Annotated in this window: 20 protein-coding genes; 8 read left to right on the forward strand and 12 right to left on the reverse strand. The window is 64.4% G+C overall.

All coding sequences use genetic code 11. The annotated features are described in order from the left end of the window. The first annotated feature begins 19 nt into the window (after nucleotides 1–19). A complete protein-coding gene (locus tag QUH67_RS28405; protein ID WP_300942795.1) occupies nucleotides 20–961 on the forward strand; it encodes a DMT family transporter in 942 nt (313 codons plus the stop codon). On the opposite strand, the gene QUH67_RS28410 is transcribed toward QUH67_RS28405, so the two are convergent. The 5 genes from QUH67_RS28410 to QUH67_RS28430 form a co-directional block, all read right to left on the reverse strand. Continuing rightward, nucleotides 943–1344, reverse strand: a complete 402-nt coding sequence (locus QUH67_RS28410; RefSeq protein ID WP_300942796.1) for a hypothetical protein — start codon at nucleotides 1342–1344, stop codon at nucleotides 943–945. The genes QUH67_RS28405 and QUH67_RS28410 overlap by 19 nt on opposite strands. Nucleotides 1345–1408: 64 nt before the next feature. After that, entirely contained in the window at nucleotides 1409–3211 is a 1803-nt protein-coding gene (locus QUH67_RS28415) for an ABC transporter ATP-binding protein (protein ID WP_300942797.1), read from the reverse strand. 411 nt (nucleotides 3212–3622) lie between these two features. After that, a complete protein-coding gene (locus QUH67_RS28420; protein ID WP_300942798.1) occupies nucleotides 3623–4162 on the reverse strand; it encodes an REP-associated tyrosine transposase in 540 nt (179 codons plus the stop codon). A 75-nt stretch (nucleotides 4163–4237) separates the two neighbouring features. After that, the gene (locus QUH67_RS28425; RefSeq protein WP_300942799.1) at nucleotides 4238–5812 is read right to left on the reverse strand and encodes a DHA2 family efflux MFS transporter permease subunit; all 1575 of its coding nucleotides are present in this window, start codon (nucleotides 5810–5812) and stop codon (nucleotides 4238–4240) included. A gap of 50 nt (nucleotides 5813–5862) precedes the next feature. Next, nucleotides 5863–7155 (reverse strand): HlyD family secretion protein, encoded by a 1293-nt coding sequence (locus QUH67_RS28430; RefSeq protein ID WP_300942800.1) that lies wholly within the window; start codon nucleotides 7153–7155, stop codon nucleotides 5863–5865. 197 nt (nucleotides 7156–7352) lie between these two features. On the opposite strand from QUH67_RS28430, the gene QUH67_RS28435 reads away from it, so the two are divergent. Beyond that, nucleotides 7353–7994 carry a TetR/AcrR family transcriptional regulator gene (locus QUH67_RS28435; protein WP_300942801.1) on the forward strand — a complete coding sequence of 214 codons (642 nt, stop codon included), beginning with the start codon at nucleotides 7353–7355 and terminating at the stop codon, nucleotides 7992–7994. 90 nt (nucleotides 7995–8084) lie between these two features. Here the strand turns inward: QUH67_RS28435 and QUH67_RS28440 are convergent, their stop codons facing one another. Further along, the gene (locus tag QUH67_RS28440; protein WP_300948201.1) at nucleotides 8085–10325 is read right to left on the reverse strand and encodes a TonB-dependent siderophore receptor; all 2241 of its coding nucleotides are present in this window, start codon (nucleotides 10323–10325) and stop codon (nucleotides 8085–8087) included. 425 nt (nucleotides 10326–10750) lie between these two features. Between QUH67_RS28440 and QUH67_RS28445 the strand changes: the two genes are divergently transcribed. The 4 genes from QUH67_RS28445 to QUH67_RS28460 all read left to right on the forward strand — a co-directional run bounded on the left by QUH67_RS28445 (nucleotide 10751) and on the right by QUH67_RS28460 (nucleotide 15441). Continuing rightward, on the forward strand, nucleotides 10751–11080 hold the full coding sequence (locus QUH67_RS28445) for a KTSC domain-containing protein (protein WP_300942802.1): 330 nt from the start codon (nucleotides 10751–10753) through the stop codon (nucleotides 11078–11080). Nucleotides 11081–11165: 85 nt separating this feature from the next. Further along, on the forward strand, nucleotides 11166–11837 hold the full coding sequence (locus QUH67_RS28450; protein ID WP_300942803.1) for a TetR/AcrR family transcriptional regulator: 672 nt from the start codon (nucleotides 11166–11168) through the stop codon (nucleotides 11835–11837). Further along, entirely contained in the window at nucleotides 11834–14524 is a 2691-nt protein-coding gene (locus tag QUH67_RS28455; RefSeq protein WP_300942804.1) for a molybdopterin-dependent oxidoreductase, read from the forward strand. The genes QUH67_RS28450 and QUH67_RS28455 overlap by 4 nt, the downstream gene beginning before the upstream one ends. Next, nucleotides 14521–15441 carry an FAD binding domain-containing protein gene (locus QUH67_RS28460; RefSeq protein WP_300942805.1) on the forward strand — a complete coding sequence of 307 codons (921 nt, stop codon included), beginning with the start codon at nucleotides 14521–14523 and terminating at the stop codon, nucleotides 15439–15441. The genes QUH67_RS28455 and QUH67_RS28460 overlap by 4 nt, the downstream gene beginning before the upstream one ends. 16 nt (nucleotides 15442–15457) lie before the next feature. Here the strand turns inward: QUH67_RS28460 and QUH67_RS28465 are convergent, their stop codons facing one another. Next, complete coding sequence (locus tag QUH67_RS28465) at nucleotides 15458–16630, reverse strand: extensin family protein (protein WP_300942806.1); 1173 nt, start codon at nucleotides 16628–16630, stop codon at nucleotides 15458–15460. Between the two features lie 356 nt (nucleotides 16631–16986). After that, a complete protein-coding gene (locus QUH67_RS28470; RefSeq protein WP_300942807.1) occupies nucleotides 16987–17829 on the reverse strand; it encodes a DUF2147 domain-containing protein in 843 nt (280 codons plus the stop codon). A gap of 205 nt (nucleotides 17830–18034) precedes the next feature. Here QUH67_RS28470 and QUH67_RS28475 point away from each other — a divergent pair, with 205 nt between their 5' ends. Further along, nucleotides 18035–18778, forward strand: a complete 744-nt coding sequence (locus QUH67_RS28475) for a DUF2147 domain-containing protein (protein ID WP_300942808.1) — start codon at nucleotides 18035–18037, stop codon at nucleotides 18776–18778. A gap of 315 nt (nucleotides 18779–19093) precedes the next feature. On the opposite strand, the gene QUH67_RS28480 is transcribed toward QUH67_RS28475, so the two are convergent. The 3 genes from QUH67_RS28480 to QUH67_RS28490 are packed head-to-tail and all read right to left on the reverse strand — an operon-like array spanning nucleotide 19094 to nucleotide 21827. After that, entirely contained in the window at nucleotides 19094–20224 is a 1131-nt protein-coding gene (locus tag QUH67_RS28480; RefSeq protein ID WP_300942809.1) for an alanine racemase, read from the reverse strand. Between the two features lie 2 nt (nucleotides 20225–20226). After that, nucleotides 20227–21201, reverse strand: coding sequence for a tripartite tricarboxylate transporter substrate-binding protein (locus tag QUH67_RS28485; RefSeq protein ID WP_300942810.1), 975 nt, complete (start codon nucleotides 21199–21201; stop codon nucleotides 20227–20229). Beyond that, nucleotides 21198–21827 (reverse strand): HAD-IA family hydrolase, encoded by a 630-nt coding sequence (locus tag QUH67_RS28490; RefSeq protein WP_300942811.1) that lies wholly within the window; start codon nucleotides 21825–21827, stop codon nucleotides 21198–21200. Before QUH67_RS28490 ends, QUH67_RS28485 begins: the two co-directional genes overlap by 4 nt. Before the next feature lie 70 nt (nucleotides 21828–21897). On the opposite strand from QUH67_RS28490, the gene QUH67_RS28495 reads away from it, so the two are divergent. After that, the gene (locus QUH67_RS28495; protein ID WP_300942812.1) at nucleotides 21898–22809 is read left to right on the forward strand and encodes a LysR family transcriptional regulator; all 912 of its coding nucleotides are present in this window, start codon (nucleotides 21898–21900) and stop codon (nucleotides 22807–22809) included. Nucleotides 22810–23044: 235 nt separating this feature from the next. Here QUH67_RS28495 and QUH67_RS28500 read toward each other — a convergent pair whose 3' ends face one another. Next, nucleotides 23045–23758 (reverse strand): DNA helicase, encoded by a 714-nt coding sequence (locus QUH67_RS28500; RefSeq protein ID WP_300942813.1) that lies wholly within the window; start codon nucleotides 23756–23758, stop codon nucleotides 23045–23047. Nucleotides 23759–23824: the final 66 nt, after the last annotated feature.

Consider the following 23824-nt stretch of genomic DNA (forward strand, 5'->3'; position numbering starts at 1 on the left):
GCGGCTAACCAGTCGCCTCATGTCCTCCCCTGCTTCACGCGAGCGCCTCGGCCTGCTGCTGGGCTTCATCGGCATGGTGATCTTCGGCGGCACGCTGCCGGCGACGCGGCTTGCTGTTGCGGAAATTGATCCGATTGCACTGACCGCGCTGCGCACCGCGATCGCCGGGACGTGCTCGCTCGCGCTGCTTCTGATGTTACGCCGCCCGCTGCCGCCGCGCGCGCTGTGGCCGCAACTGGTCATCGCGATGCTCTGCGTCGCGGTCGTTTTCCCGCTATTGATGTCGATGGGGATGCAGCGGGTCGACGCCTCCCATGGCGGCGTGGTGCTCGGCGTATTGCCGATCGCGACCGCCCTCGCCGCTGTGGCCGTTGCCCACGAGCGGCCGCGGCCCTTGTTCTGGATAGCGTCCATCGCCGGCGCCGCGCTGGTGATTGCGTTCTCTTTGCGCCAGGGCGGCGGCACGTTCTCGACCGGCGATTTGCTGCTGTTCGCCGCGGTAGCGGTATCGGCGCTCGGCTACACGTTCTCCGGCCGGCTCACCGCGCACATGCCGGGCTGGGAGGTCATCAGCTGGATCCTCGTGATCGGCCTGCCGCTGTCGATTCCCGCGGCTGTTCTGACCATGCCGCCCGACGTCGGCCAGGTCGGCGTCAAGCCGTGGCTCGGGCTGCTCTATGTCGCGCTGTTCTCGCAGTGGATCGGCTTCTTCGCCTGGAACGCCGGCATGGCGATGGGCGGTATCGCGCGGGTGTCGCAGGTGCAGCTGCTGCAGCCTTTCGTTACCTTTGCGCTGGCGTCGCTGTTCAACGACGAGACCATCACGCTGCAGATCCTGCTGTTCGCCGCCGCCGTCGTCGTGACGGTCGCGATCTCGACGCGCACGCGCGCCAGGGCCAAGCCGCCCGAAACTGCGCCACCGCAGCGCGATCGCGAGCCGCCTCAGCTGGCTGCTTCCTGATCGATCAGGATCGGGTAATCGACCACCAGTTCGCCCCTCGTTTTTTCCGACTGGATGGCGCGAAGCAGGACTCGCGCGGTCTTCAGATGATCGACCTTCACGCACAGCCTGATGACCTGGCTCACGGAAACGTCGCGCATCGAATCGTCGGAAATCTGCATGGCGATCTCGAGCGCGCGCTTGATGGCAGCCTGGTATCGCGCGGCGTCGGCTGCCAGCTTGTGCTCGGCATCGCGCGTGCTGGCTGCCACCAGCTTTTCCGCGATAGTGGCTGCGGATGCACAAATTTCCCGAATCCTGTGCGCCGCCGCGATATCGCCCAACGGTTGATCGTCGGCGACTTCCCAGACGTCAGGCTGCTTTTCCTTGTTAAACCAGCGCATTGCGCAAGTCCTCTCGGTGCGGGAAGCATATTCCCACACCGCGTGGAATCGCAAGTTGCGCAGATCACACTGCCGCCGAGATGCGGCTGAACTCGGTCGCCTGCAGTTCGAACAGCCCGCGATAGACGCCGCCCGGACGCGCCGTCAGCGCCGCGTGGGTGCCCTGCTCGACGATCTCGCCGCGGTCGAACACCAGGATGCGATCGAGGCTGCGCACCGTCGAAAGCCGGTGCGCGATCACGATCGAGGTGCGCCCCTTCATCAGGCGCTCCATCGCCTGCTGGATCAGGCCCTCCGATTCCGAGTCCAGGCTCGAGGTCGCCTCGTCCAGGATCAGCACCGGCGCGTCCGCCAGGAACGCGCGCGCCAGCGCGACGCGCTGTCGCTCGCCGCCCGACAGCTTGACGCCGCGTTCGCCGACCAGCGTGCCATAGCCCTTCGGCAGCCGCAGGATGAAGTCATGCGCATTGGCGAGCCGCGCCGCCTGCTCGACCGCCGCCATGCTGGCGCCCGGCCGGCCATAGGCGATGTTTTCCGCCAGCGTGCGGTGAAACAGGATCGGCTCCTGCTGCACGATCGCGATCTGGCTGCGCAGCGAATGCTGCGTCGCCTTGGCGATGTCCTGACCGTCGATCAGGATCTTGCCGCCGCTGACGTCGTACAGCCGCTGCACCAGCTTGACGAAGGTGGTCTTGCCGGAACCGGAACGTCCGACCAGGCCGACCCGTTCGCCGGCGCGGATCTCCACCGACAGGCCGTCATACAGCGGCGTGCGATGGCCGCCATAATGGAACGTCACGTTATCGAACACGATGCGGCCGCCCTGGATGTCGATCGGCTTGGCATCCGGCGCGTCGGCGATGCCGATCGGCTCGGCATGGATCGCAACGAGCTCCTCCATGTCGTTGACCGAGCGCTGCAAATTGTTGATGTGCATGCCGACGTCGCGCAGATAGGCGTGGATGATGTAGTAGCTGGTCAGCACATAGGTGACGTCGCCCGGCGTGGCGCGGCCGGCGATCCACAGCAGGATCGCGCCGCCGATCACCGAACCGCGAAAGCACAACAGCACCGCCAGTTGCGCCGTCGAGGTATAGTTGTAGCGATACCACGTCCGCCGCACCCGCCTGCGCCAGCGGCCGATCACCCCGCCCAGCCGTGCATCCTCGCGCGCTTCCGCGCCGAAGGATTTTACCACCGCGTTGCAGGTCAAGGCATCCGCCAGCGTACCGCCGACCTTGGTGTCCCAGGCGTTGGAGACGCGCGCGGCCGGCGCAATGTAGTTCATCGAGAATGCCAGCGTCATCGAGACGTAGATCACCGTACCGACCGCGATCACCGCGCCCAGCACCGGCCAGTGCAGCCCGAGCAGGATCATCGAACCCAGCAGCACCAGCAGCGACGGCGCCAGCGCCATCAGGATGGTGTCGTTGAGCAGGTCGAGCGCCCACATGCCGCGCGTGACCTTGCGCACGGTCGAGCCGGCGAACGAGTTGGCGTGCCAGTCGGTCGAGAAACGTTGCACGCGGGCAAAGGCGTCGCGCGACACGTCGGACATCGTCTTCAGCGTGAACGGCACGATCGCCTGCAGGCCGGCGAGCCGCAGGATCATCGACACCAGGCCAAGCGCCACGATGCCGCCAAAGGCGGTGAACGCAGCATGGCGCGCCGCCGGGTCCGAAGCGCCCAACGTCAGCGCATCGACCAGGCGGCCGGAAAAGATCGGCATGAACAGGTCGGCCGCCGTCGCGCCCAGCAGGCCGCCGGCAACGACGGCGGCGCGGCCGGGCTGTTGCAGCCAGTGGCGGAACACGAACGGGATCACCACGCGTATCGCCGCGGGCTTGTTGTCCTTGAGAGCGGTCATGGCGTCATCCGGCTGCGCTTAAGGCGCACACGCCGGCTCCATCTGTTTGACGCGACGGCAGCCCGAAGGCCGAGCAGGGGCGTCGTTGAAAAAGGTCAAGTCGTTGGGAAGCTTCGGAGATCGGGCATCAGACCCGATCGGGGCCGGCGGCGATCGCGCTCAGTGACGCGATCGAAAGACCAGCACAAGCACCGGACGCGAGGGTGCGATCTGCGAATACATCGACATCATGCAAATCTCCCCGGTTCGAGCGACGATTTGCTGCTTATAAATGCATCGTGGGCGATTTGCAACATGACAAGGGCGTGATGAGAGCAATCACTGCCGGCTTCCCGCATGTCGCTTCGCTCATGGCGGGCTACGATTGCGGACCCGTAGCCCGCCATGAGCGTAGCGAAATGCGGGACAACTCTATCCGCTCACGCGCTCTCCAAAGTTTCCCTCGCCCTGACCGGCGTCTCCCGCCCAGTCCTCGGGCACAATTCCATCCCGCACATAGCGATGAAACGACGAATAGGGCCAGTCACGGACACGCTGCACCAGCCCGTGCTTGACCGGGTTGAAATGAATGTAGTCGACATGCCGCGCATAGTCGCCTTCATCGCGGATGGTGTGTTCCCAGAACCGTCGTTGCCAAAGCGCCAAACTACCGTTCGGCCGGCGCTTTAATTCTGTCGAGGTGTCGATCAAGGCGCTGCTGAAATGTCCCTTGATGCGCCGCCAACGTCCCGAAAAATCGGAATCGTCGGGTGGCAACGTAAAGATTGCATGCAAATGGTCGGGGAGTATGACGACCGCATCGATGACGAATGGACGTTCCCGACGGGCGAAGCGCAAAGCATTGCGCAGGAGGTCGACATGGTCGACCAGGAGTTTGGAACGCCGGTCTGCGAGCGTAACCGTGAAGAAAAACGTACCGCCGGGAAGGAAATTGCGTCGATAGTTGACCATTCGATTAGCGCCATTCCCAGGACTTCCCGCATGTCGCTGCGCTCATGGCGGGCTACGATCGTCGCTATCTCCGTCTCAATGCGCGTCGCCGCCGAGCACCGCGGCAGATGGCTTTTTCAGCACCAACACCAGCACGGTGAGGCCGAAATAGAACACGGTCATCATGAAGAAGGCGTCGCCGTAACCCATCACCACGGCCTGGCGGTGCACGATCTGCGACAATTGCTTCATCGCCATCAGCGCGGCGTCGCCCATGCCCTGCATTTTCTGGGTGAGCATGTTGAGGGTCTCGACCGCGGCGGCGTTGCCCCAGGTGACGCGGTCGTGCAGGCGCGAGATATGCAGGTCGGTGCGGTCGTTCAGCACCTGGTTGATGACGGCGAGCCCCAGGGCGCCGCCGAGATTGCGCGTCAGGTTGAACAGGCCCGAAGCGTTCTTCACCCGATCGGGCGCCAGCGTGCCGAGCGCGATGGTGTTGGTCGGCACCATCGCCAGCATCATGCCGACACCGCGCAGGACCTGCGGAACCAGCAGTTCCCAGAAGTCATATTCCTTCGTGATCCACGTCATCTGATACGAACCCAGCGCGAACAGCATGAGACCGATCGCGATCAGATAGCGCATATCGTACTTCACCATCAGCCGGCCGACGATCGGCGCGGTGAGGAACATGGCGATGCCCGAGACGAACATGGTCTCGCCGATCATCAGCGGGCTGTAGCCGCGCACTTCGGCGAGATAACGCGGATACATGTAGGTCAGGCCGTAAAGTCCGATGCCGACGCAGAACGAGATCAGGCAGCCGACGCCGAAATTGCGGTCGGTAAAAGTCCTGAGGTCGACGATCGGCTCCCGCGCGCTGAGCACGCGCCAGAAGAAGGCGATCGCCGAGACCACGCAGGTCGCCGCGCAAACCGCGACCGAGGTATCCTCCAGCCATTGCGACTGCGGGCCCTCTTCCAGCACATATTCCAGCGTGCCGAGGAAGCCGGCCATGAACGCCAGGCCCCACCAGTCGAAATGCTCGAGCAGCGCGAAGTTCGGCTTGTCGAAATCGCACAGCATCCACACACCGATGGTGATGCCGATGCCGGGAACGATGTTGATGAAGAACAGCCAGTGCCACGACATCAAGTCGGTGATGTAGCCGCCGACCGTCGGCCCGATGGTCGGCGCCAGTGTCGCGACCAGGCCGATGATGGGGCCGACGATATGGAATTTAGAGCGCGGGAACACCGTGTAGGCGGATGCAAACACGGTCGGGATCATGCCGGCACCGAGAAATCCCTGCAGCGCGCGCCAAAAAATCATCTGCTCGATCGTCGAGGCGAACCCGCAGAACAGGCTCGCGACCGTGAAGCCGGAGGCCGAGATCGAAAACAGCAGCCGCGTGCCGAACGCGCGCGACAGGAATCCGGACAGCGGGATCGCGATCACTTCGGCGATCAGGTACGACGTCTGCACCCACGACACTTCGCTGGAACTGGCCGAAAGCCCGGCCTGGATTTGCTGCAGCGATGCCGAGACGACCTGGATGTCCAGGATCGACATGAACATCCCGAATACCATGATGAGGAAGCAGAATAGCCGGCGCGGCGGGATGTGGTCCGCCGCGGTGTTCGTCGTCGATGGGGTAACGGCGTCAGCCATGGTGAACCCGGAATGCGCGCCGGAGGTTTGCCCAACGGCTTCAATAACGACTACTTCGGTTGAACCGTGCCGGGCGCGTCAAGATCCGCATCGCTGTCGGCGTCGGCCGCGCCCTCGCGGGTGTCCACGGTGGTGTAGACCGACATGCCGGCGCGCAGCAGGTTCTGTTTCGCCACTTCCTTCGGCACGCGAATGCGGACCGGCAGCCGCTGCACGATCTTGGTGAAATTGCCGGTCGCATTGTCTGGCGGCAGCAGCGTGAATACCGAGCCTGCGGCCGGCGAGATGCTGTCGACCACCCCGGCGAACTTGCGATGGCCATAGGCATCGACCGAGATGGTGACGGGCTGGCCGGGTCGGATGCGCTTGAGCTGCGTTTCCTTGTAGTTGGCGTCGATGAAGACGTCGTTGAGCGGCACCACGTTCGCAAGCCGCTGCCCGGCCTGGATGAAATCGCCGGCATTGACCAGGCGGTTGGAGAAGGTGCCGTCGACCGGCGCGCGCACCGCGGTAAACGCAAGGTCGCGCTCCGCCTTGGCGAGCTGGCCCTGCAATTCCACGAGCTGCGCGCGGGCCTCGGCCTGCTGCGCCTTCGTCACCTCGACATTGTCGCGCGCGGCATCGAAGGCCGCCTGCGCCGATTTCACCGCGGCAAGGCCCTGATCCCGACTGGCCTCGGAAACCTCGAAGGTGGCGCGCGAGGCAAAGCCCTTGGTGCTCAGCGCCTGCTGCCGTTCGAAGTCGAGGCCGGCGCGCTTCAGCGCCGCGTCCGCCGAGGCGAGCTGCGCCTTGGCCTGCTCGGCCGCGCTTTCCAGCGCGGTGACCTGGCGGCCGATACGATCGATCGTGGCCTGCTGGGTCGCGATCTTGCTCCGCGCGGCCTCCACGGCGATGCGATAGTCACCGTCATCGATCCGGAAGATCACGTCGCCGGCGCGCACGAGGGAATTGTCGCGGGGCAGGATGGCCGCGACGTGGCCCGAAACCCGGGCGCCGAGCGTGGTGTTGTTGGCGCGAACGTAAGCGTCATCCGTCGAGATGTAGAAGCGCCCGACCAGGACGAAGTAGACGCCGTAAGCGATCGCGGCCAGCGCGAGCAGCCCGAACACACCGATCATGATGAATTTGCGCTTGCCCGGTTTCGCCATGGTTGCATCGGCCGCCGGCGGTGCGGCCGGCCGCTCGGCGCCGTGCGACTCGGCCGGACGGCGGCGGGTCTCTTCGGCGACATGCGCGCGCAACTGGTCAGCGAGTTGTGCGCTGGTCTCACTGGCGGCCTCGTCCTGCGCCGTTTCCGATCCGCCGCGGATGATGCGTGCGGCCTGATCTCTCGCTGCGGCCATAACGGCCTCCCCAAAATAACGCGGCGCACGTGAAGCCAGAAAAGCCGGGACAATACCGGCAGCATTGGTGTGCTCGACATCAAAAGTATCATTGACCGAACGGTTCGGTCAACATATATTCATACCATCACGGACCATACGCGAGAAAAGCTTCCCGCCAGATCTTGGGATGAATTGTTGCGCGAGAAGATAAACCAATGGTTGCATCGATACCAAACACGATTCATCCCTTTGGCGAGGACGACAGTTCAAAGCGCCGGCAGATTTTGGACGGCGCACGAAAGGTGTTCATGGATCTGGGCTTTGACGGCGCCAGCATGAACGAGATCGCCCGCGCCGCCGGCGTCTCCAAGGGCACGCTCTATGTCTATTTCAGCGACAAGAGCCGGCTGTTCGAGGCGATGGTCGAGGACGAAGAGGTCGAAAAGGGCAAGATCGCGTTCAATCTCGATCCAGGGCGCGATGTCGAAACCACGTTGCGCGAGTTCGGCCGGAGCTACATCGGTTCGATGTGCCGGCCGGGCGGCGGGTCGTCGATCCGGACGGTGATGGCGATCGCCGAACGGATGCCGGAGGTCGGACGCCGCTTCTACCAAAACGTGCTGGCGAAATCGATCGAAAGCCTTTCCGAATATCTCCAGGCGCATGTCCGGCCGAACGATCTGGCGATCGACGACTGCCAGCTCGCGGCGGCGCAGTTCATGCAGATGTGCCAGGCAACGCTGTTTCTGCCATTCGTGTTCCAGGCCGAACCGGCGCCGTCGGCGGAACGCATCGCGCGCGTGGTCGACAGCGCGACGCGGCTATTCCTGCAGACGTACAAGGCGACGCCGAAGTAGGCTCCTCCCCCACCTTTCCTGACCGTGCGCCAGGTCCCGGCATCACAGATCAGTACTGCGCCACGCACGGGACATGCACGGAAGACTCGCTCAGAACTTGTAGGTGAGTCGCGACAGGATGGACCGCCTTGCCCCGTAGAAGCAGTCGCCGCGCGCCAGACATGACGAGAAGTATTGCTGATCCCCGAGGTTTGATCCGTTGATCTGGAAGCGCCAGTTCCTGTTCTCCCACGCGATCATTGCGTCAAAGAGCGTTTTGGATGGCGTCATGAGCGTGTCGGTGCCGTCCCACTGTTCGCCGATGTAGCGGACGCCGGCGCCGACCGAGAAACCCGGGATGCCGAAGGCCGTGAAGCGGTACTTCGCCCACACTGCAGTCTGATGCTCCGGCACCGTCTCGATCCGCTTGCCGGCGTTGTCGCCTTCCACCACCTTGGCGTCGAGGTAGGTGTAGACACCGATGATGTCGAGGTCGCCCCCGAGCGTGGTCAGCACTTCCAGTTCGGCGCCTTTGATACTTGCCCTGCCGACCTGCACGGCCCCCAACGAGCTGGCGCTATAGGCGATGCGGTTCTGCTGGGTGATGTCGAACAGCGCGCCGTTGATAGCGAGCGTATTCGACGGCTTGTACTTGAAGCCGACTTCATATTGTTCGCCCAGCACGGGCTTGCAGAGGCCCGTGGCGCTGTCGACGCAGCGGTTGTTGCCATACGGCGCGGTACCGAACTGCGGCTCGAACGACTTCGCGTAGGAGAAATACGGCGTCACGTTGTTCGGAAGCTCGTACATCAGGGCCGCGCGCCAGGTCGTCGCTTCGTCCGTCTGCGATGGATTGCCCTGAAGGCTGCTGGTCGCCTGGTCATGGCGCAAACCGAACAGGCCGATCAACGGGCCCCACTTCACCTGATCCTGCACGTAGACGCCGGCCTGCCTCTGCGAGAGCTCCGGCAACACGGAGAGCACGGGCGGTACTACGGAGGTGTAGACCGGCGAATAGAGATCGAACGGCGTCAGGTCGAGTTTGCTTCCTGCCGTGCCGGTCTCGTCCATCCGGCGGTAGTCGAACCCGGCGAGAACCTTGTGCGACAGCGGACCGGTGTTGAACTTCACTTCCGCATTGCTGTCGGAGGTAAACGTCTGGCGATGACTGTTCCAGGCATCGACATAACGCGAAATCGTGCGCCGCGCCGGATCGAGGTACGGGTCCTTGGAGTAGCTGTTGGCATAGACCGTGTTGTAGATGCCGTTGACGTCCTGATAGCGCGCGTTGACGGAGACTTTCAACGCGTCGTTGAAGCGATGCTCGAACAGGCTGGTGATCGACTTCGTCTCGGTCTGATAAAGGTCGTAGTTCGGATCGCCGACGAAGCGGTTGATCGGGATTGTGCCGTTGGGATTGAAGGAGATCGTGCCGGAGTGCGGCAGGAACGCCGTCGACGATCCGGTCTTGTCCTTCTGGTAGTTCGCGAGCACGGTCCAGGTGGTCATATCGGTCGGCACCCACGTCACTGCCGGCATGAAGAAGACGCGATTATCCCTGACGTAGTCGGTCTGGTAGTCGCTGTCGCGGAACACGCCGATCACGCGGTAGAGCCAGCGACCGTCCTCGGAGATTTTGCCGGTGTGGTCGGTCTGGATCTGCTTGCGGTGGAAGCTGCCGTACTGGACTTCGACTTCGTGCAGCGCCTCCGCGCGCGGCCGTTTCGACACCAGATTGATGAGCCCGGCGGTCGTGGTGCTGCCATAGAGCGTCGAAGACGGGCCGCGCAGCGCCTCCGCGCGCTCTAGTGAGTAGGGCTCCGCGCGTTGATGGTTCCACCAGGAATTGGTGATACGCATGCCGTCGAGATAGATGTCGGGATTCATGCCGCGGATCATGATCGAGTCGACGCGCGAATCCGGGCCATAGGCGTCGGCGTTGACACCGGGCACATAGCGCAGCGCCTCTTGCACCGTGGTCACGCCTTGATCTCGCATGCGGTCGGCGGTGACCACCGTGATGGATTGCGGCGTCTGGTTCAGCGGCGTATCGGTCTTGGTTGCGGTCGCGCTCTGGTTGGCGATGTAACCCTGCACCGGACCGTAGGCCGTTTCGGCGCGTGCGCCGGCGGCAGCCGCGGCATCAGGCGTCGTCTGCCCGCGCTGGGCTGCGCGGCGGCTCGCGGCCGACGAAGCTTGCCGCTTCGGTGCGGGCCGCGACCGCGCGGCCGGCGGACGGGAGGGCTGATCGACGACGACGGCCGGCAACTCCCGCGCCGACGACTGCGCATTCGCCGGCGTCATATCGATCATCACGGCCAGCATCGGCAGTGCGGTGCCTAACCGTCCCACAGTCTTCAAGCATGCGCTCATTTCCAGCCCCCATCGCTTCGTGAGGAACCAGTAGCAAGCGCGAACAACGCGATGAAAGTGCATGAGGGAAACAGCGGCGCGGCAAACGCCTGTTTAGAACTAGTATTGCTCCAGACGCACATCGGGAAAGGGGAATTGGTGCGCAACGCGTCTTCTCGCGCGAGCGCAGAGGCGGCTATCGCGCGCTCACCGGAACCAAACCCGCAATGAGGGGTTGCTTCGCGGTGAGAGACTTTGAAATGAGACCTGTGAAATCCACTCTGCTCTGGCTGACCGGCTTTCCGCTGCTGCCGGTCATCCTATTGGTCGCGCTGTTTCTTCATCCGGCTTGACCATCCGCCGCAAGCGCTTGCCGGCTTCCCGCCGAAGGTGCAGAGTGCGGCCTCCTTGCCGGCCCGAACAAGATGACCCGCATCGCCTTCATCCTCGCGTTGCTATTGGCCGCTCCCTGGGAAGAGGCCGAGACCGTTGACGTGAAGGATCGCGGCACGGTCGATCTCAAGCCGTTCAATTGCCAGGACATCACCCGCAGCAGCCTCGTCGGCCGGGTCTGCTACGACGCCGCAAGCCGCCGCCTGCTGGTGCAGCGGCACGCGGTCTACCGCCAATATTGCGAAGTGCCGAAAAGCACGGTCGATGCCTTTCTGAACGCGCCCTCGATGGGCCGGTTTTTCAAGATCAACATCGAAGGCGGCGACGAAGGCGGTCCGCACGCCTGCCCGCCGCATCGATAGAAGCAAACATTTTCGCGATGACCGCTCGCGCAAGGCACACCTGACCGTGACTTGACATTTCTTTCGATTTTGTAAAAATCGTCAAATGGGCCCGCGCACCCGCATTCTCGACGCCGCGATGCTGGTATTCCGCCGGCAGGGTTTTCGGCGTTCGTCGATCGAGCAGGCCGCGGATGCCGCAGGGCTGACGCGACAGGCGCTCTACCATCACTTCAAATCCAAGGAAGAGTTGTTCCGCGCCGTCATCGAACGGTTGCATGAGGACGCGCTCGCCGCCGAAATCGCCGCCGCCGGCAACGCCGAGAAAGCCGGCGGCAGCCTTGCCGACATCCTTGTGGCGTCGGTCACCGCCAAGCTCGGACAACTGGCGGCTTCACTCGACGGCTCGCCCCATGTCGAAGAGCTGTTCTCCGAACACCTCGTGCAGGCGCGCGACCTCTATCAGAAATACACCACCGCCTATGCGGAGCTGATCGCCGCGACCATCGCGCGCGTCTGCCGCCAGCAGGGCCTCGTTCTCAATGCCGGCATGACGCCGCGCGATCTCGCCCGCTGCGTCGAGATGGCGGTTAACGGCACGAAATCCGCCTACCCCGCGATGCAGCCGGCGGACGCCTTCCTCAAGGATCTTGAAATCATGCTGCGCACGTTGATCGCGGGCGCCGTGCGTCCAGCGACGAAACCGCGCGCCGCCAGGCCAACGCCCGCAAAGAAAGTTTCCCGAACCACTGCCCGCAAAACTGGAGATCGCAGATGAGCACGATGACGGTCAACGGCAAGCCAGCTTCCCTCCCCGACGATCCCGATGCGCTGCTGGTCGACGTCGTGCGCGACGCACTCGATCTCACCGGCACAAAACTCGTCTGCGGGGCCGGCGTCTGCGGCGCCTGCACCGTGCTGGTCGACGGCGAGCCTGTGGTGAGTTGCCTGATGCCGGCGCGAGCTGCTGCGAATACGAACGTGACCACGGTCGAAGGTATCGGCGCTGCCAAACTGCATCCGGTGCAGCAGGCCTTCATGGCGCACGACGCCCTGCAATGCGGCTTCTGCACGCCGGGATTCATTGTCGAGGCGGTGGCCTTTCACGACCGCTGGCGCGCGGCCAAGGGAACGGCGGTGCCCTCGCGCGAGGAAATCGGCGCGGCGCTGTCGGGCCACCTCTGCCGCTGCGGCGCCTATGACGGCATTTTCCGGGCCGTGGCGGATGCCTGCGCCGGCCGCTTCGACGGCGGCGACATCCTGCCACCACGCATGGAAGCCCGCGACAAGGTGACGGGATCGGCGAAATACACCGTCGACATCCGCCATGACGGTCAGCTCGAAGGCGCGATCCTGCGCTCGCCGTTCGCACATGCCCGGATCGGCGAACTCGACCTGGCGACGGCGCGCGCGATGCCGGGCGTCGGTGCCGTGATCTCGCTGCTCGGCGACGACCGCATCGTGCGCTATGTCGGCGAACCCATTGCCGCCGTCGCGGCCAGCGACCGCAAGACCGCGCTGGCCGCCATCGCCGCGATCAAGCTCGGCAGTGAACCCCTGCCGTCGGCGATCGGGCTCGACGAAGCCCGCAAGGCCGATGCGCCTGTGGTGTTCGAAAAGTCCGCCCGAAAAAAAGCCGGCAACGTTTCCGAAGGCGCGGGCTCGCCGGCGCCCTGGAAGGGCAACGTCCGCGGACCGTCGGCGGCATTCTCCAAGAAGCCGAAGAAGGTGCGAAACTGGGTCGAGGGCGCGCGCGCCGCGAACCATCCGCTGCTGGTCGAGGGCACGTTCCGGACCGGCACGCAACAGCACGCCTGCCTCGAACCGCATGCTGCCGTCGCCCGTTTCGACGGCGACCGGCTCACCGTGCACGTGTCGACGCAGTCGGTGTTTCACCTGATGGAACTGATCGCCAAGCGCTACAAGCTCGGCCACGACAAGGTGCGCGTGATCGCCGATCACGTCGGCGGCGGATTTGGTTCGAAAGGCACGCTCGGCGTCGAGACCACAACCGCGATCGAACTGGCGCGCGCCGCCAAGGCGCCAGTCAGGGTCGCCTATGACCGGCACGAGGAACTATCGGTGACCGGCTATCGGCCGGCGACGGAGATGAAGATCGCACTGCTGCCCTCCGAACAGGGCGGGTTGAAAGCGCTGTCGCTGACCGCCTGGGCCGATACGGGCGCCGCGACCAATTCGACCATCGCCGCGCTGGCGCGGCTGATCTATCCGGCGGAAGCCAAGGAACTTGCCGACTTCGACGTCATCAGCAATCTGCCGGCGGGCGCGCCGTTCCGCGGTCCCGGCGGGCCACCGATGGCCTTTGCGCTGGAACAGGCGATTGACGAAGCGGCGCTGCGCATGAGCGTCGATCCGATCGCGCTGCGCAAACGCTGGGATCCCGATCCAAACCGGCAGCGGCTGTACGATTGGGCATCGGGCCTTGCAGTCTGGCGTAACCGCAAACCGATTGCCGCACAGAGCGGCCGCTACCGTCGCGGCGTCGGCGTCGCCGCCGGCTACTGGCTTTATCTGTGGCAGCCCGGCTCGAAGGTCGAAGTGGCGGTCAAGGGCGGGCGCCTGGTCGCCAGCACCGCAACGCAGGATATCGGCACCGGCACGCGCTCCGTGATCGCCAATACGGTCGCGCGCGAATTCGGGCTGGAGCCGCATGAGATCGAGGTCCGGATCGGCGATTCAAATCTCCCGGAAGGACCCGGCTCGGGCGGCAGCCGGGTCACGGCCTCGATCATCCCGCCGATGCTGCTGGCGATCGAGCAGTTGAAAGCCTCGATCCAGCAGCAGGCCAAGCGGCAGCCGGTCCCCGGCTCCAACGCGCCGTGGCGCGAACTGCTCGCGGCCTCGCCCGATCTGAGCGTTTCCAGCGTGCGGCCGGAAGACTCCAGGCCGACGGCGGCGGGCGTCGAGTCGCCGCTGAAACAGGTCGGCATCCTGGGAATGATTTTCGGCTGGATGATGCGGCGCTTCTCCAACCTCGCGATCGGGGCCGGCGTGCCGAGTTCGGTGCAGATCATCGAAGTCGAAGTCGATACCTGGCTCGGCCACGTCCGCGTCGTCAACGTTCACACCGGCATCGCGGTCGGCACGGTCGCCGCGCCCGCGCTGGCGCACAGCCAGGCGGCGGGCGCCGTGATCCAGGGCATCGGCTACGCCTTGTATGAAACGCGCGAAATCGATTCCCGCACCGGCGACGTGCTCAGCGCCGGCATGGAGGACTATCGCATTCCCGGCATCGCGGACACGCCCGGGATCGACGTGCATTTCGACCAGGGCGGTTTCGAGCACGTGCTCGGCGGCAGCGTCGGCATCGGCGAGGTCGCGACCGTGCCGACGTCGCCCGCGATCGCCAACGCGATCCATAACGCTACCGGCGTTCGGCTGACCGAAATTCCGATCCGTCCCGACCGTCTTATCGCCGCGCTCAAAGGGAGGGCCGCCGCATGACACCGACAGCCATGACTGCCACAGCAGGTGAATTCCGCGCCGCCGGCACCGACCTCTCCGAGAGGCGGCGCAGCGGCGTCTCGACGGGACCGCTGATCGATATCTCGGCTGCGCCCGACACGACCGGCATGCATTGGGGCGACGACGGAGCTTTGCGCATCGGCGCCTTCTCCACGATTGCCGCGATCGCCGCCGACGCGCGCCTTGCCGAGGCGTATCCAGGCATCGCGGCGTCTGCACAGGGTTTGGCAACGCCGCAGATCCGTCACCTCGCCACCCTCGGCGGCAATCTCGCGCAACGTTCGCGCTGCTGGTACTTTCGCAATCCGCATATCGCCTGCCTGAAGAAGGGTGGAACGGAGTGTCCGGCGCGATCGGGCAATCATCTCTACCATGCGGCTTTCGACCTCGGCCCCTGCGTGGCGCCGCATCCCTCGACCATGGCGGCCGCACTGCTCGCCTATGAAGCGAAAGTAACCACCGATCGCCGGAATTCGCTTGCGATCGGCGACCTGCTCGGCGACGGCTCCAACGGCCGCAGCGACAACGCGCTGCAGCCGGGTGAGATGATCCGAAGCATCGAACTTGGCATTCCCCTGCAAGGCGAGCGCGCGCTGTACAAGCGCGCGATCAGCCGCACCCATGCCGAATGGCCGCTGGTCGAAGTCTGCGCCCGCGCCGTGATCAAGGACGGCGCCTTCCGGTTCGTCCGCCTCGCCGCCGGCGGCATCGCCCCGGTGCCGCTGCGGCTTGCGGCCGCGGAAGCGGCATTGGAGGGCAAGCCAGCAAAGATATCGACGATTGACGTCGCCGCCGAGCGCACGACATCAGGCGCAAAGCCGCTACCGATGACGGGATACAAGCTCGATCTGCTGAAGGGCGTGGTGCGGGATCTGCTGGAGCGGCTGGCGGCGTAGAGACGCCGAGACGGCCTCAATGATCCTCGTACTCGCCGTCCCCGTTCACCTTGCTGCTCTTGCCGTCGAACCAGCGCGACACTGACTTCTTGGCCCCAACCGATCCCGTCGAATACGGATCGCGCGCCGCGTAAGGATTGCGCTGCCCGGCGCGGCCAGCGACCTGGTCGCCCGAGACGGCGGCGGGCTGGCAGATGGTGCGGCGGGAGGACCGGCGCATCAGGTCGACGTGGATGTGATCCTCGTGATGGGAATTGGAGCCCGGCGCCAGCACGGTGCTGAAATGCTGGCAGGCCGCCCCCTGCACGTCGCGCAGAAAACCCTGCTCTTCCGGCATGCCGCGCCAACCGCCCTTGATGGTGACGCGGCGGCCGTCAGCCAGCGTGAAGGCGGCGATATCGAGCGCGTTGCCGAAGGCGTGCTCGGAAATATGTGCGTGCGGATTGCCGTTCATGCCGCGGCAGGAATAGGCCGAGATCTGTCTGATCTCGACGACGCGCACGCCGAACCAGCGCATCGCGGCGGGCTGCACGGCGTCGGAAAGCCAGCGGTCGAGCGCCGAGACGATCGGGCACGCCAGTGTCGCCGGCGGCTTCATCGAGACCTGGCCGAAGGCGCTGACGGCGTTGCCTTGTGCCGGCCCAAGCGGCGGCGCGGCGGGCGATGGCGAATAGGATGGCTGCGGATAGGGCGCGGACGAAGATGACGGATACCGCTCGCGCGATGAATCGGCGTCGTTCTCCGGCGAATCGATGCCCGGTGCGGACAGCGAGATTGGACCGTTCGAAGGTGCGGCATAGTTCGGCTCGCGCGAGGCCGGAGCCCGATAGCCGCCCTGATAGTTATTTTGGGGCGGGGGCGCCGGCGCGCGTGCGATCGGCCAGCGCGGCTGGTTGCCGATCGCGCCGGGCGGCCGCAGGCTTTCGTCGGCGAATCCGAAACCCGTGATGTTTTCGCCGAGCGCGGCGACTTTCAGCGGATACTCCGCGCCGCACACGCCCGGACCTGTAATCGGGTCGATTCGGACCAGTTCCGCGGTTTCCTTGACCGTGCCGGATTTCAGGCAAGCGATTTCGGCCTCGGCGCGCCATGGTTCGCGCTCGGCGGACTGAAAAAATCCGCGGCCACAACCCGCTAGCGAGACAAGGACGAAGGAGCCGACGAGATACAAACGAACTCCGCGCGTCATCGACGCACGTTCAACGAATTTATTTAAGGATCATTCAACATGTTGATTTTACGAATTTTTTACCATGTTGCAGCGTTCGCCCGGGGTGCGAAACCCGGGGATGGACAGCAACCCTGACTTTTTAGGCGGGGAACGCTTTGCTAGCGTCGGTTGTTATTTGTGAGCACGACGTAACCCAAGGGAGCATTCCCACATGGATTTCGTAAGTCCTCTCGTCAGCAGACTCAGCGTTGTAACCGCATATGTTGCATTCGCTTTCGTCGGCGCGATTGTGCTCGGCGTGTTCTAAGAGCCTTCCGTCCAGCGATGGAGCTAAATCGCCCGGTGACCCCGTCACCGGGCGTTTTCGCGCGCCGCTACGAGCGGTGGTCCAACGGCATCTGCCGCGACGTCATAACACCGTCGGCGCGGCGCGTGATGCGACTCCAGTTGTTGCCGGAGCAGTAGAAGCGGCCGAGCGCGCAGGCTTCGACGCGGAGCGTGTTGATCCCCTTCATCGACATGGTGCCGAAATATGTCTCGGCGCTGCTCTGGCTGTAGACGCCGCCGGTCCATTGCATCTGCGTCTTCGGCTTCATGTTGATCAGGATCGCCTCGCCTCGTTCATTCCCCGAATCGAGCACGAATCCGCACAGCGCGTCGCCGCACTTTCCGATCCTCACCTTTCCCTTGCCTTCGGTCTGCCAGTCGCCGATCGGGGAATCCGATGCTGTTTCTTCCTCGGCCTGATGCAGCACGCGCTGCACCTGCGGCGGAGGCGGCGCCGCCTCGACCGGCGCTGCGACCGACGGCGCCGGCGGCACTGGAATGGCGACGTCCTGAACCGCTGGCGCAGCAAGCGGGGGTGGTTCGACGGGCTCGCTTCGCGATGCGGCCGCCGTGTAGACGGGGTCCGGCGCGGTAACGATCGTCTTGGGCGGCGCCGCAGACGGTGGCGGGGCCGGTGGCGAAACCGTTTGCGGCACCGATGGCACAGGCTTTACCGGCATCGTCGCGTCCCGCTCCTCCTCGTAACGGTCCCGCCTGTGGCGCCAGTTGAGGCGTTTGGAGATCGACACCGACGTGCACGATAACGACCGGCAATGCCTGGCGGTTTCGACATGCACGCGATGCTTGCCAAGACTGAATGAAATCGAACGGCCGGCATGGGCCGATGAGGTGAGTGTGAGCAACACGGCGAGAAAACACAGCCGTTTCATGTGAGCCTCCTCGCTGGTGAGGCGGAAGGCTAGCCGCAGGGATGGGGCGCTGAATGTGATTTGAATCACCCGCCCGATTTGTCGCGTCGATTTGGGGCCCAGCGCTTCCGAGCGCATTGTGACACGCATCACAGAACCTGTCCCTCACCCGGCGTAGGGTCCCCCCACATTCAAAACGCTCACACGCCGCTCAGGGGAGCCCGTCATGAAGAAGCTCTACATCACCGCCGCATTGCTGCTGGCCACCACCTCGGCCCAGGCCGGCGGAATTTCCTTCCAGATCAACGGCGAGCGCGTCCGCATCGAAGCGCCGAGCAACTGTGCCGCGATTTCCTGCGTCAAGGTGATCTCGCCCGGCTATACCGGCAAGCTCGGCAATGTCGATCTCAAGGGCATGGGCAAGAAGAAGAACGACGACGACGATGACGTCGTGACCTCAGCGCCCGCCGCACCTCCTCCGGCACCCGCACCAGCCCAGGCCGCTGCGCCGCCGCCCCCTGCTCCCGCTCCGGCAGCGGCACCCGCCCCGGCTCCGACCACCGTCGCGGCTGCGACGCCGTTGCGATACGAAACTGTTTCGCCCGCGCCACTGCCGCCGGCACCGCCCGCTCCCGCCGCGGCGGCGCCCGCCCCGGCTCCGGCTCCGGTCGCCGCCGCGTCCGACCCCAATTCGCCGGTCGGCATCTGGATGACGGAAGAGAACAAGGGCAATGTGCGCATCGAGGAGTGCGGCGCCAATCTGTGCGGCTACTCCGTCAACACCGGCGCGCGCATCCTGATCAACATGAAGCCGCAGGGCAGCAAGTGGACCGGCCGGATCCATGATCCGGACAGCGGCCGCAACTACGACTCGACGATCGCGCTGAAGAGCACCGACACGCTCAAGGTCCAGGGCTGCGCCTTCGGCGGCATGTTCTGCGGCGGCCAGACCTGGAAGCGCGCGAGCTGATCGCCCTGAACGCCCTCTGCCATTCTCCCTGAGACTTATTCTCCCTGAGACTTGGGCCCCGTGAAATTTTCACGGGGCCTTCTTTTTTGCCCATCGTCAAATCGCGTGGGTGGAGGCGGCCTCCGACGCGGCGCGCAGCGAACGGACATCGCCCGCTCATTCCCGCAGTCCCGCCAGGCCGCATTCGGTGCGCTGGTTTCGCTTTATTGGAACAACGCCCGCTACTGCTTCGATCCCGACACCAAAGCCGTGGTGCAACGTCGGCACGGGAACGACCACACGGGCCACGATACCCGACGTGACAGGTAGTCTATGTCACCAGCCATTGAACCGCCGCCACGTTTCAATGCCGTGGTCCGTGGCTGCCTGATATTCGGAGAACTGCGCTCCGGTAGCGCAGGCGTGGTTAGGGAGTATCCGAAGTCGTGTGCCGATCGGGAAACGATTTTCAACAGAGCGACGTCCGTTCGTCGCGGCGAGAATCCCATGTTCCTGATTTGCCGCGATCATGATCAGGTTTTCCTTCAGCGGCTGCCCCTCCAAATCGCATGCGATCCCGTATCCGTAATCATGGCTCTGACGAGCCGTACCGCGGTCTCGGCTCATCGCCATCCATCCCGCATCGACGATGATCCAGCCTTTTTCCGATTGATGCCCGACCACCGTCGTCAGCACGGAAAGGGCAATGTCGTCGATCGCGCAGACGCCGACATTCGTCATGAACAGATCGAAGAACACATACACGCCGCAGCGCACTTCCGTAATGCCTTCCAGGGCGCGGGCGGACAACGCCGTCGGGGTCGATCCGACGCTTACGACCGGGCAAGGAAGACCGGCGGCGCGAAGCCGTTCAGCCGCGCGCACGCTCAAGGCACGCTCCCGCTCCGCCAAGCGCGCCAGGGCCTCGGGGTCGTCGAGTTCATAGGAGTTTCCGGCATGGGTCAGCACGCCGCAAAGTGTGGCGCCACCGGTGTGAAGCATGCGACCGATCTCGATGAGACGCTCGTCCTCGGGGCCCACACCTGAGCGATGCCCGTCAGTGTCGATTTCTATCAGGAGTTCGAAAGGGTCGCGATGCGAGTGCGCCTTGACGACGGCCTGCGCAGCCTCGACCGAGTCGACCAGAATTTTGAGACGGCAGCCCTGATCACGCAGTGCTCGGGCCCGTCGGAGCCTGTGCGGAGCGATGCAGACAGCGTAGAGAATGTCGTCATAGCCCGCGGCAAAAAACTCCTCGGCTTCGCGCAGGGTCGAAACGGTGATGCCGTTCGCGCCTGCGGCACGTTGCCTGTCGGCAACAGCGACGCATTTGGTCGTCTTGACGTGGGGACGGAAACTGACACCGAAGTCATTCATCCGGTCTTGCATGTGGGCGATATTGCGCTGCATGCGCGCGACGTCGACGACGGCCGCGGGCGTCTCGATATCTGAGAGAGATGTCGTCATGACTAATCCAGATATTCGCCCTTGGCGCGCAGCACTGGTACGGCCTGCTCCAGCCCTTGAGCGATCAGCGCACTGACGGCGCCGGGCTCGAGATCCGCCCCCCGGGGCAGTTCGACACCGACCGCAGTCATCTGTCGCACGACATCCGGGTCGGCGAGTGCGGCGCGCAAGGCGTCATTCAATCGCTGACGCACCGGCGCAGGCGTTCCCTTCCGCACGAAGATCGCGTTCCAGGAGCGGAGGTTCACATCTGGATAACCCGCCGCTGCTGCGGTGGGCACCTGAGGCGCCTGCGGCAGGGGCTGATCGCTCAGCGCTGCGATGGCCTTGATCGTTCCGCCGAGCACTTGAGGCAGCGCGGTCGTGGTCTGGTCGCACATGAAGTCCACGTGACCACCCATGAGATCGTTCATCGCGGGGGCAACGCCGCGGTATGGCACATGGGTGACGTTCAGTTTCAGGTTCGACAGCAGCAGAACGCATGCATAATGCGAAATCGATCCGACGCCGGCGCTGCCATAGGTGAGTTTCTCGCGGTTGGCTCGGGCATAGGTGATGAAGTCCTGCAGATTGGACGCCGGCAAGCCCGACTTCGCGACAAGAAGCATGGAGGCCATCCCGGCGAGGCCCACGGGCTCGAAGTCGGCGACAGGGTCGTAAGGCAGGTGCTTGAACAGCGCGACATTAGCGACATGTGTTCCGATGGTGCCAAAGCCGAGCGAGTATCCGTCTGCGGGCGCCTTCAGCAACTTGGTCAGGCCGATGGTGCCGCTGGCGCCGCCGATATTTTCCACGATGACGGATTGCTTCAAGTTGACGGCCATCGCCTGGGCCACTGCCCGGCCCAGCGCATCGCTCGGGCCACCGGCGGGAAACGGAACGATCAGCGTCAGTTGCTTCTCGGGAAATCCCTGAGCCGTTGCCGCTGAGATGTTCAGTCCGACCGCCAACAAGGCCGCCAACGCGCGAGATATCATGAAAAATCCTCCAGCCACGGAATGAGGTCATCGAGATCAGCGGATTCTCTCTCGGCCACCGGGGCGCCATCGGGACGCGCCAGGCCCACGCGATTGTGCCAGTAGGTGCGCAGTCCGACGGCCGAGGTGCCGATGAGGTCGTAGCCGGAGCCTGCGACGAAGGCTGCGTCCGCGGCCGACACGCCCAGCCTGTCCAGGGCCAGACGATAGGGCCGGGTGTCGGGCTTGTAGAAGCCGGCCTCCTCCGCGGTGATCACGACATCCCATGGCGTGCGAAGACGGGCGGCGGCCATTCGTCCGAGACGCGTCGAGCAATTGGTGACGACTGCCAGGCGCGTGCGTCCGGCCAACCGGTCGAGCGCAGCCTGCGCGCCGCTCCAGACCGGGAGCGACTGCCAGTTTTCGTCGAGGGCTTCGGCCGCCGACGGAGCGAGACCGGTCGTGTACGCCGCCTGGCGGACCAGATCCTCATACGGGACATAGCTCCCGCAACCGTATGTCAGGCGAAGATACTCGGCCCTCCAGGCCCGGCCCGAGGCTTCGGATCCGGCGGACGCATTCCAGACGCTCCAGGAATCGAGGAGCGCGGTGAGAAGATCGAAAAGAACGGCGCGTGGCATAGCCATGGCAAACCTCTATCACCCCGATGATCAGTTGTGTTTAAGTAGGACTATCTCTTCCCTTCAGGAAAATTGAATGATCGGCCTTGAGGATTTGCGGTTTGTGGCGGCCCTGAGCCGAACCGGATCGCTCAGCGCGGCGGCAAGGGCGCTGGATGTCACGCCGCCGGCGCTTTCCATGCGATTGAAGAAGCTGGAGGCTGTCCTCGGGGTCAACCTTGTCATTCGCAGCTCCCGAGGGCTGCGCTTCACGCCGGAAGGCGAACAGCTTGTGCTTGAAGCCCAGTCGCTCTTGGCGCGCGTCGACGGGCTGGCGGACAGTCTCAGCGGCGGCGTGTTTGCTGGCCCCCTGCGGGTTGTCGCGCCGTTTGGCTTCGGCAGGATCCATGTCGCGCCCGTCATGGCGGCATTCATTCGAGAGTACCCGCAAGTGCGGGCGACGTTGCATCTTTCCGAGGCGCCTTGGAACAGCAATGTCGAGGCGGACGTCGTCATCCATATTGGATCAGTCCGGGATTCCTCGTGGGTTGCTCATCTTCTTGCCCGCAACGCGCGCTGGGTATGCGCCAGTCCCGGCTATCTTCGACGACACGGAACGCCGTCACACCCTCGAGAGCTGGCGCAGCATGCCTGCCTCTCCGTTCGCGAAAACGAAGAGGACGTGACGCTGTGGCGCTACAGGAACAGCCACCCATCATCGCGGCGATCAGAGGCGCTTCGAATAAGTCCGGCACTCACGAGCAACAATGGCGAGGTTGTTCGCGCGTGGGCCGTCGCGGGGTTGGGCGTCGCGCTCAGGTCCGAATGGGACGTGGCACCATCCGTCAAGCGCGGCGAACTGCGCCGGCTGTTTGTCGAATATGAGTTCGAAGGGGCCGACATTCTGGCTTTGGTGCCCACGCGTCGAGGGGTCTCGGCTCGGGTTTCGCATTTTGTTGAAAGCCTGAAGACCCGCTTTCAACCGAAGCCGCCTTGGCGAAGTAATTGACGGTATGGCCAACCGTATTTGGACTCCGCTCGAAACCGCCGTGTTAACGGCAGCTCGAGCGGCTCGACCTTTGCGATGGCGAGCGGGCCCGGCCGAAGTACGGAAAACATCCGTTGCTGGCCCGCCGTTGCTGGCCCTTGGCGAAGGAGTGCGCCGCGGCGTGAGCTTGATTGCAGCGGGGCAAGCGGACGTGGCCTTCGTCGCGTCACGCCAACGGCGCTAACGGGCGCACCGCCTAGCTTGCCGCGCGGAACTGAACCTCGCCGTCGTTCAGGAAGCATGTCTTGGTGAAGAGGCTCAGGTCCAGCGGATTGGGCAACCTGACGTCATCCAGATCGGGACACGGCTTCTTCGACGGATCGTACGCGCGGTCGATCTGGGAAACAAAGACGAAGATCAGCCCGCGATCGCGGGCGAACGACTGCAGCGCCCGGACCTGAACCATCAATTCCGGATTCTCGCGCTTCTGGTCGAGCAGTTGCAGATAATCGACGACCACGAGCGTGCCGCGCGGCGCGGTGGCCAGCCGCTTGACGATGTAATCCGAACTTATCTCGTCGGAGCTGTCGAATTCAAACAGACCGACAAAATCCTCCCGCGCCACGCCGATGGCCCGGAAACGATCCAGCATATCCTTTTCCGTATATTCCAGCGTGAAGAACACGCCTCGGCTGCCGGACTTCATCGCCTGCACGGCAAGCTCGAGGCTCATCAGGGTTTTGCCCTGGCCCGGACGTGCAGCCACCAGCACCAGGTCGCCCGGCGCCAGCCGTGCAAACAGTTTTGCGGCGGGCGGCGCCGCCGCCGCTTTCGCCGCAAGCAGGCTCCAGCCGCCAACGCCCTCCTGCCGGGCAATGCGGTCGAGCGCTTCGTGCAGCGGGATGTTGTCAGCGCGGGAGAGAAGTCTGGCCTTGCGCTTCAAATGATAAAGGGGCGCGGAAAGCTTCATCGAAAAACCTCCTGTTTGCGAGCAAGATCGCAACCCCTCCTTATGCCGCTGCTCGAACAGTTGGTT

It is taken from the genome of Bradyrhizobium roseum (assembly GCF_030413175.1).
Classification (GTDB): Bacteria; Pseudomonadota; Alphaproteobacteria; order Rhizobiales; family Xanthobacteraceae; genus Bradyrhizobium; species Bradyrhizobium roseum.

Bases quoted from the DNA above. Each gene is read 5' to 3' on its own strand.
- QUH67_RS28425 (WP_300942799.1), bottom strand. From the start codon at position 5,812: ATGGCTGACGCCGTTACCCCATCGACGACGAACACCGCGGCGGACCAC.
- QUH67_RS28480 (WP_300942809.1), bottom strand. From the start codon at position 20,224: ATGACGACATCTCTCTCAGATATCGAGACGCCCGCGGCCGTCGTCGAC.
- QUH67_RS28405 (WP_300942795.1), top strand. From the start codon at position 20: ATGTCCTCCCCTGCTTCACGCGAGCGCCTCGGCCTGCTGCTGGGCTTC.
- QUH67_RS28485 (WP_300942810.1), bottom strand. From the start codon at position 21,201: ATGATATCTCGCGCGTTGGCGGCCTTGTTGGCGGTCGGACTGAACATC.
- QUH67_RS28495 (WP_300942812.1), top strand. From the start codon at position 21,898: ATGATCGGCCTTGAGGATTTGCGGTTTGTGGCGGCCCTGAGCCGAACC.
- QUH67_RS28470 (WP_300942807.1), bottom strand. From the start codon at position 17,829: ATGAAACGGCTGTGTTTTCTCGCCGTGTTGCTCACACTCACCTCATCG.
- QUH67_RS28420 (WP_300942798.1), bottom strand. From the start codon at position 4,162: ATGGTCAACTATCGACGCAATTTCCTTCCCGGCGGTACGTTTTTCTTC.
- QUH67_RS28475 (WP_300942808.1), top strand. From the start codon at position 18,035: ATGAAGAAGCTCTACATCACCGCCGCATTGCTGCTGGCCACCACCTCG.
- QUH67_RS28460 (WP_300942805.1), top strand. From the start codon at position 14,521: ATGACACCGACAGCCATGACTGCCACAGCAGGTGAATTCCGCGCCGCC.
- QUH67_RS28410 (WP_300942796.1), bottom strand. From the start codon at position 1,344: ATGCGCTGGTTTAACAAGGAAAAGCAGCCTGACGTCTGGGAAGTCGCC.
- QUH67_RS28435 (WP_300942801.1), top strand. From the start codon at position 7,353: ATGGTTGCATCGATACCAAACACGATTCATCCCTTTGGCGAGGACGAC.
- QUH67_RS28465 (WP_300942806.1), bottom strand. From the start codon at position 16,630: ATGACGCGCGGAGTTCGTTTGTATCTCGTCGGCTCCTTCGTCCTTGTC.
- QUH67_RS28430 (WP_300942800.1), bottom strand. From the start codon at position 7,155: ATGGCCGCAGCGAGAGATCAGGCCGCACGCATCATCCGCGGCGGATCG.
- QUH67_RS28500 (WP_300942813.1), bottom strand. From the start codon at position 23,758: ATGAAGCTTTCCGCGCCCCTTTATCATTTGAAGCGCAAGGCCAGACTT.
- QUH67_RS28415 (WP_300942797.1), bottom strand. From the start codon at position 3,211: ATGACCGCTCTCAAGGACAACAAGCCCGCGGCGATACGCGTGGTGATC.
- QUH67_RS28445 (WP_300942802.1), top strand. From the start codon at position 10,751: ATGACCCGCATCGCCTTCATCCTCGCGTTGCTATTGGCCGCTCCCTGG.
- QUH67_RS28490 (WP_300942811.1), bottom strand. From the start codon at position 21,827: ATGGCTATGCCACGCGCCGTTCTTTTCGATCTTCTCACCGCGCTCCTC.
- QUH67_RS28450 (WP_300942803.1), top strand. From the start codon at position 11,166: ATGGGCCCGCGCACCCGCATTCTCGACGCCGCGATGCTGGTATTCCGC.
- QUH67_RS28455 (WP_300942804.1), top strand. From the start codon at position 11,834: ATGAGCACGATGACGGTCAACGGCAAGCCAGCTTCCCTCCCCGACGAT.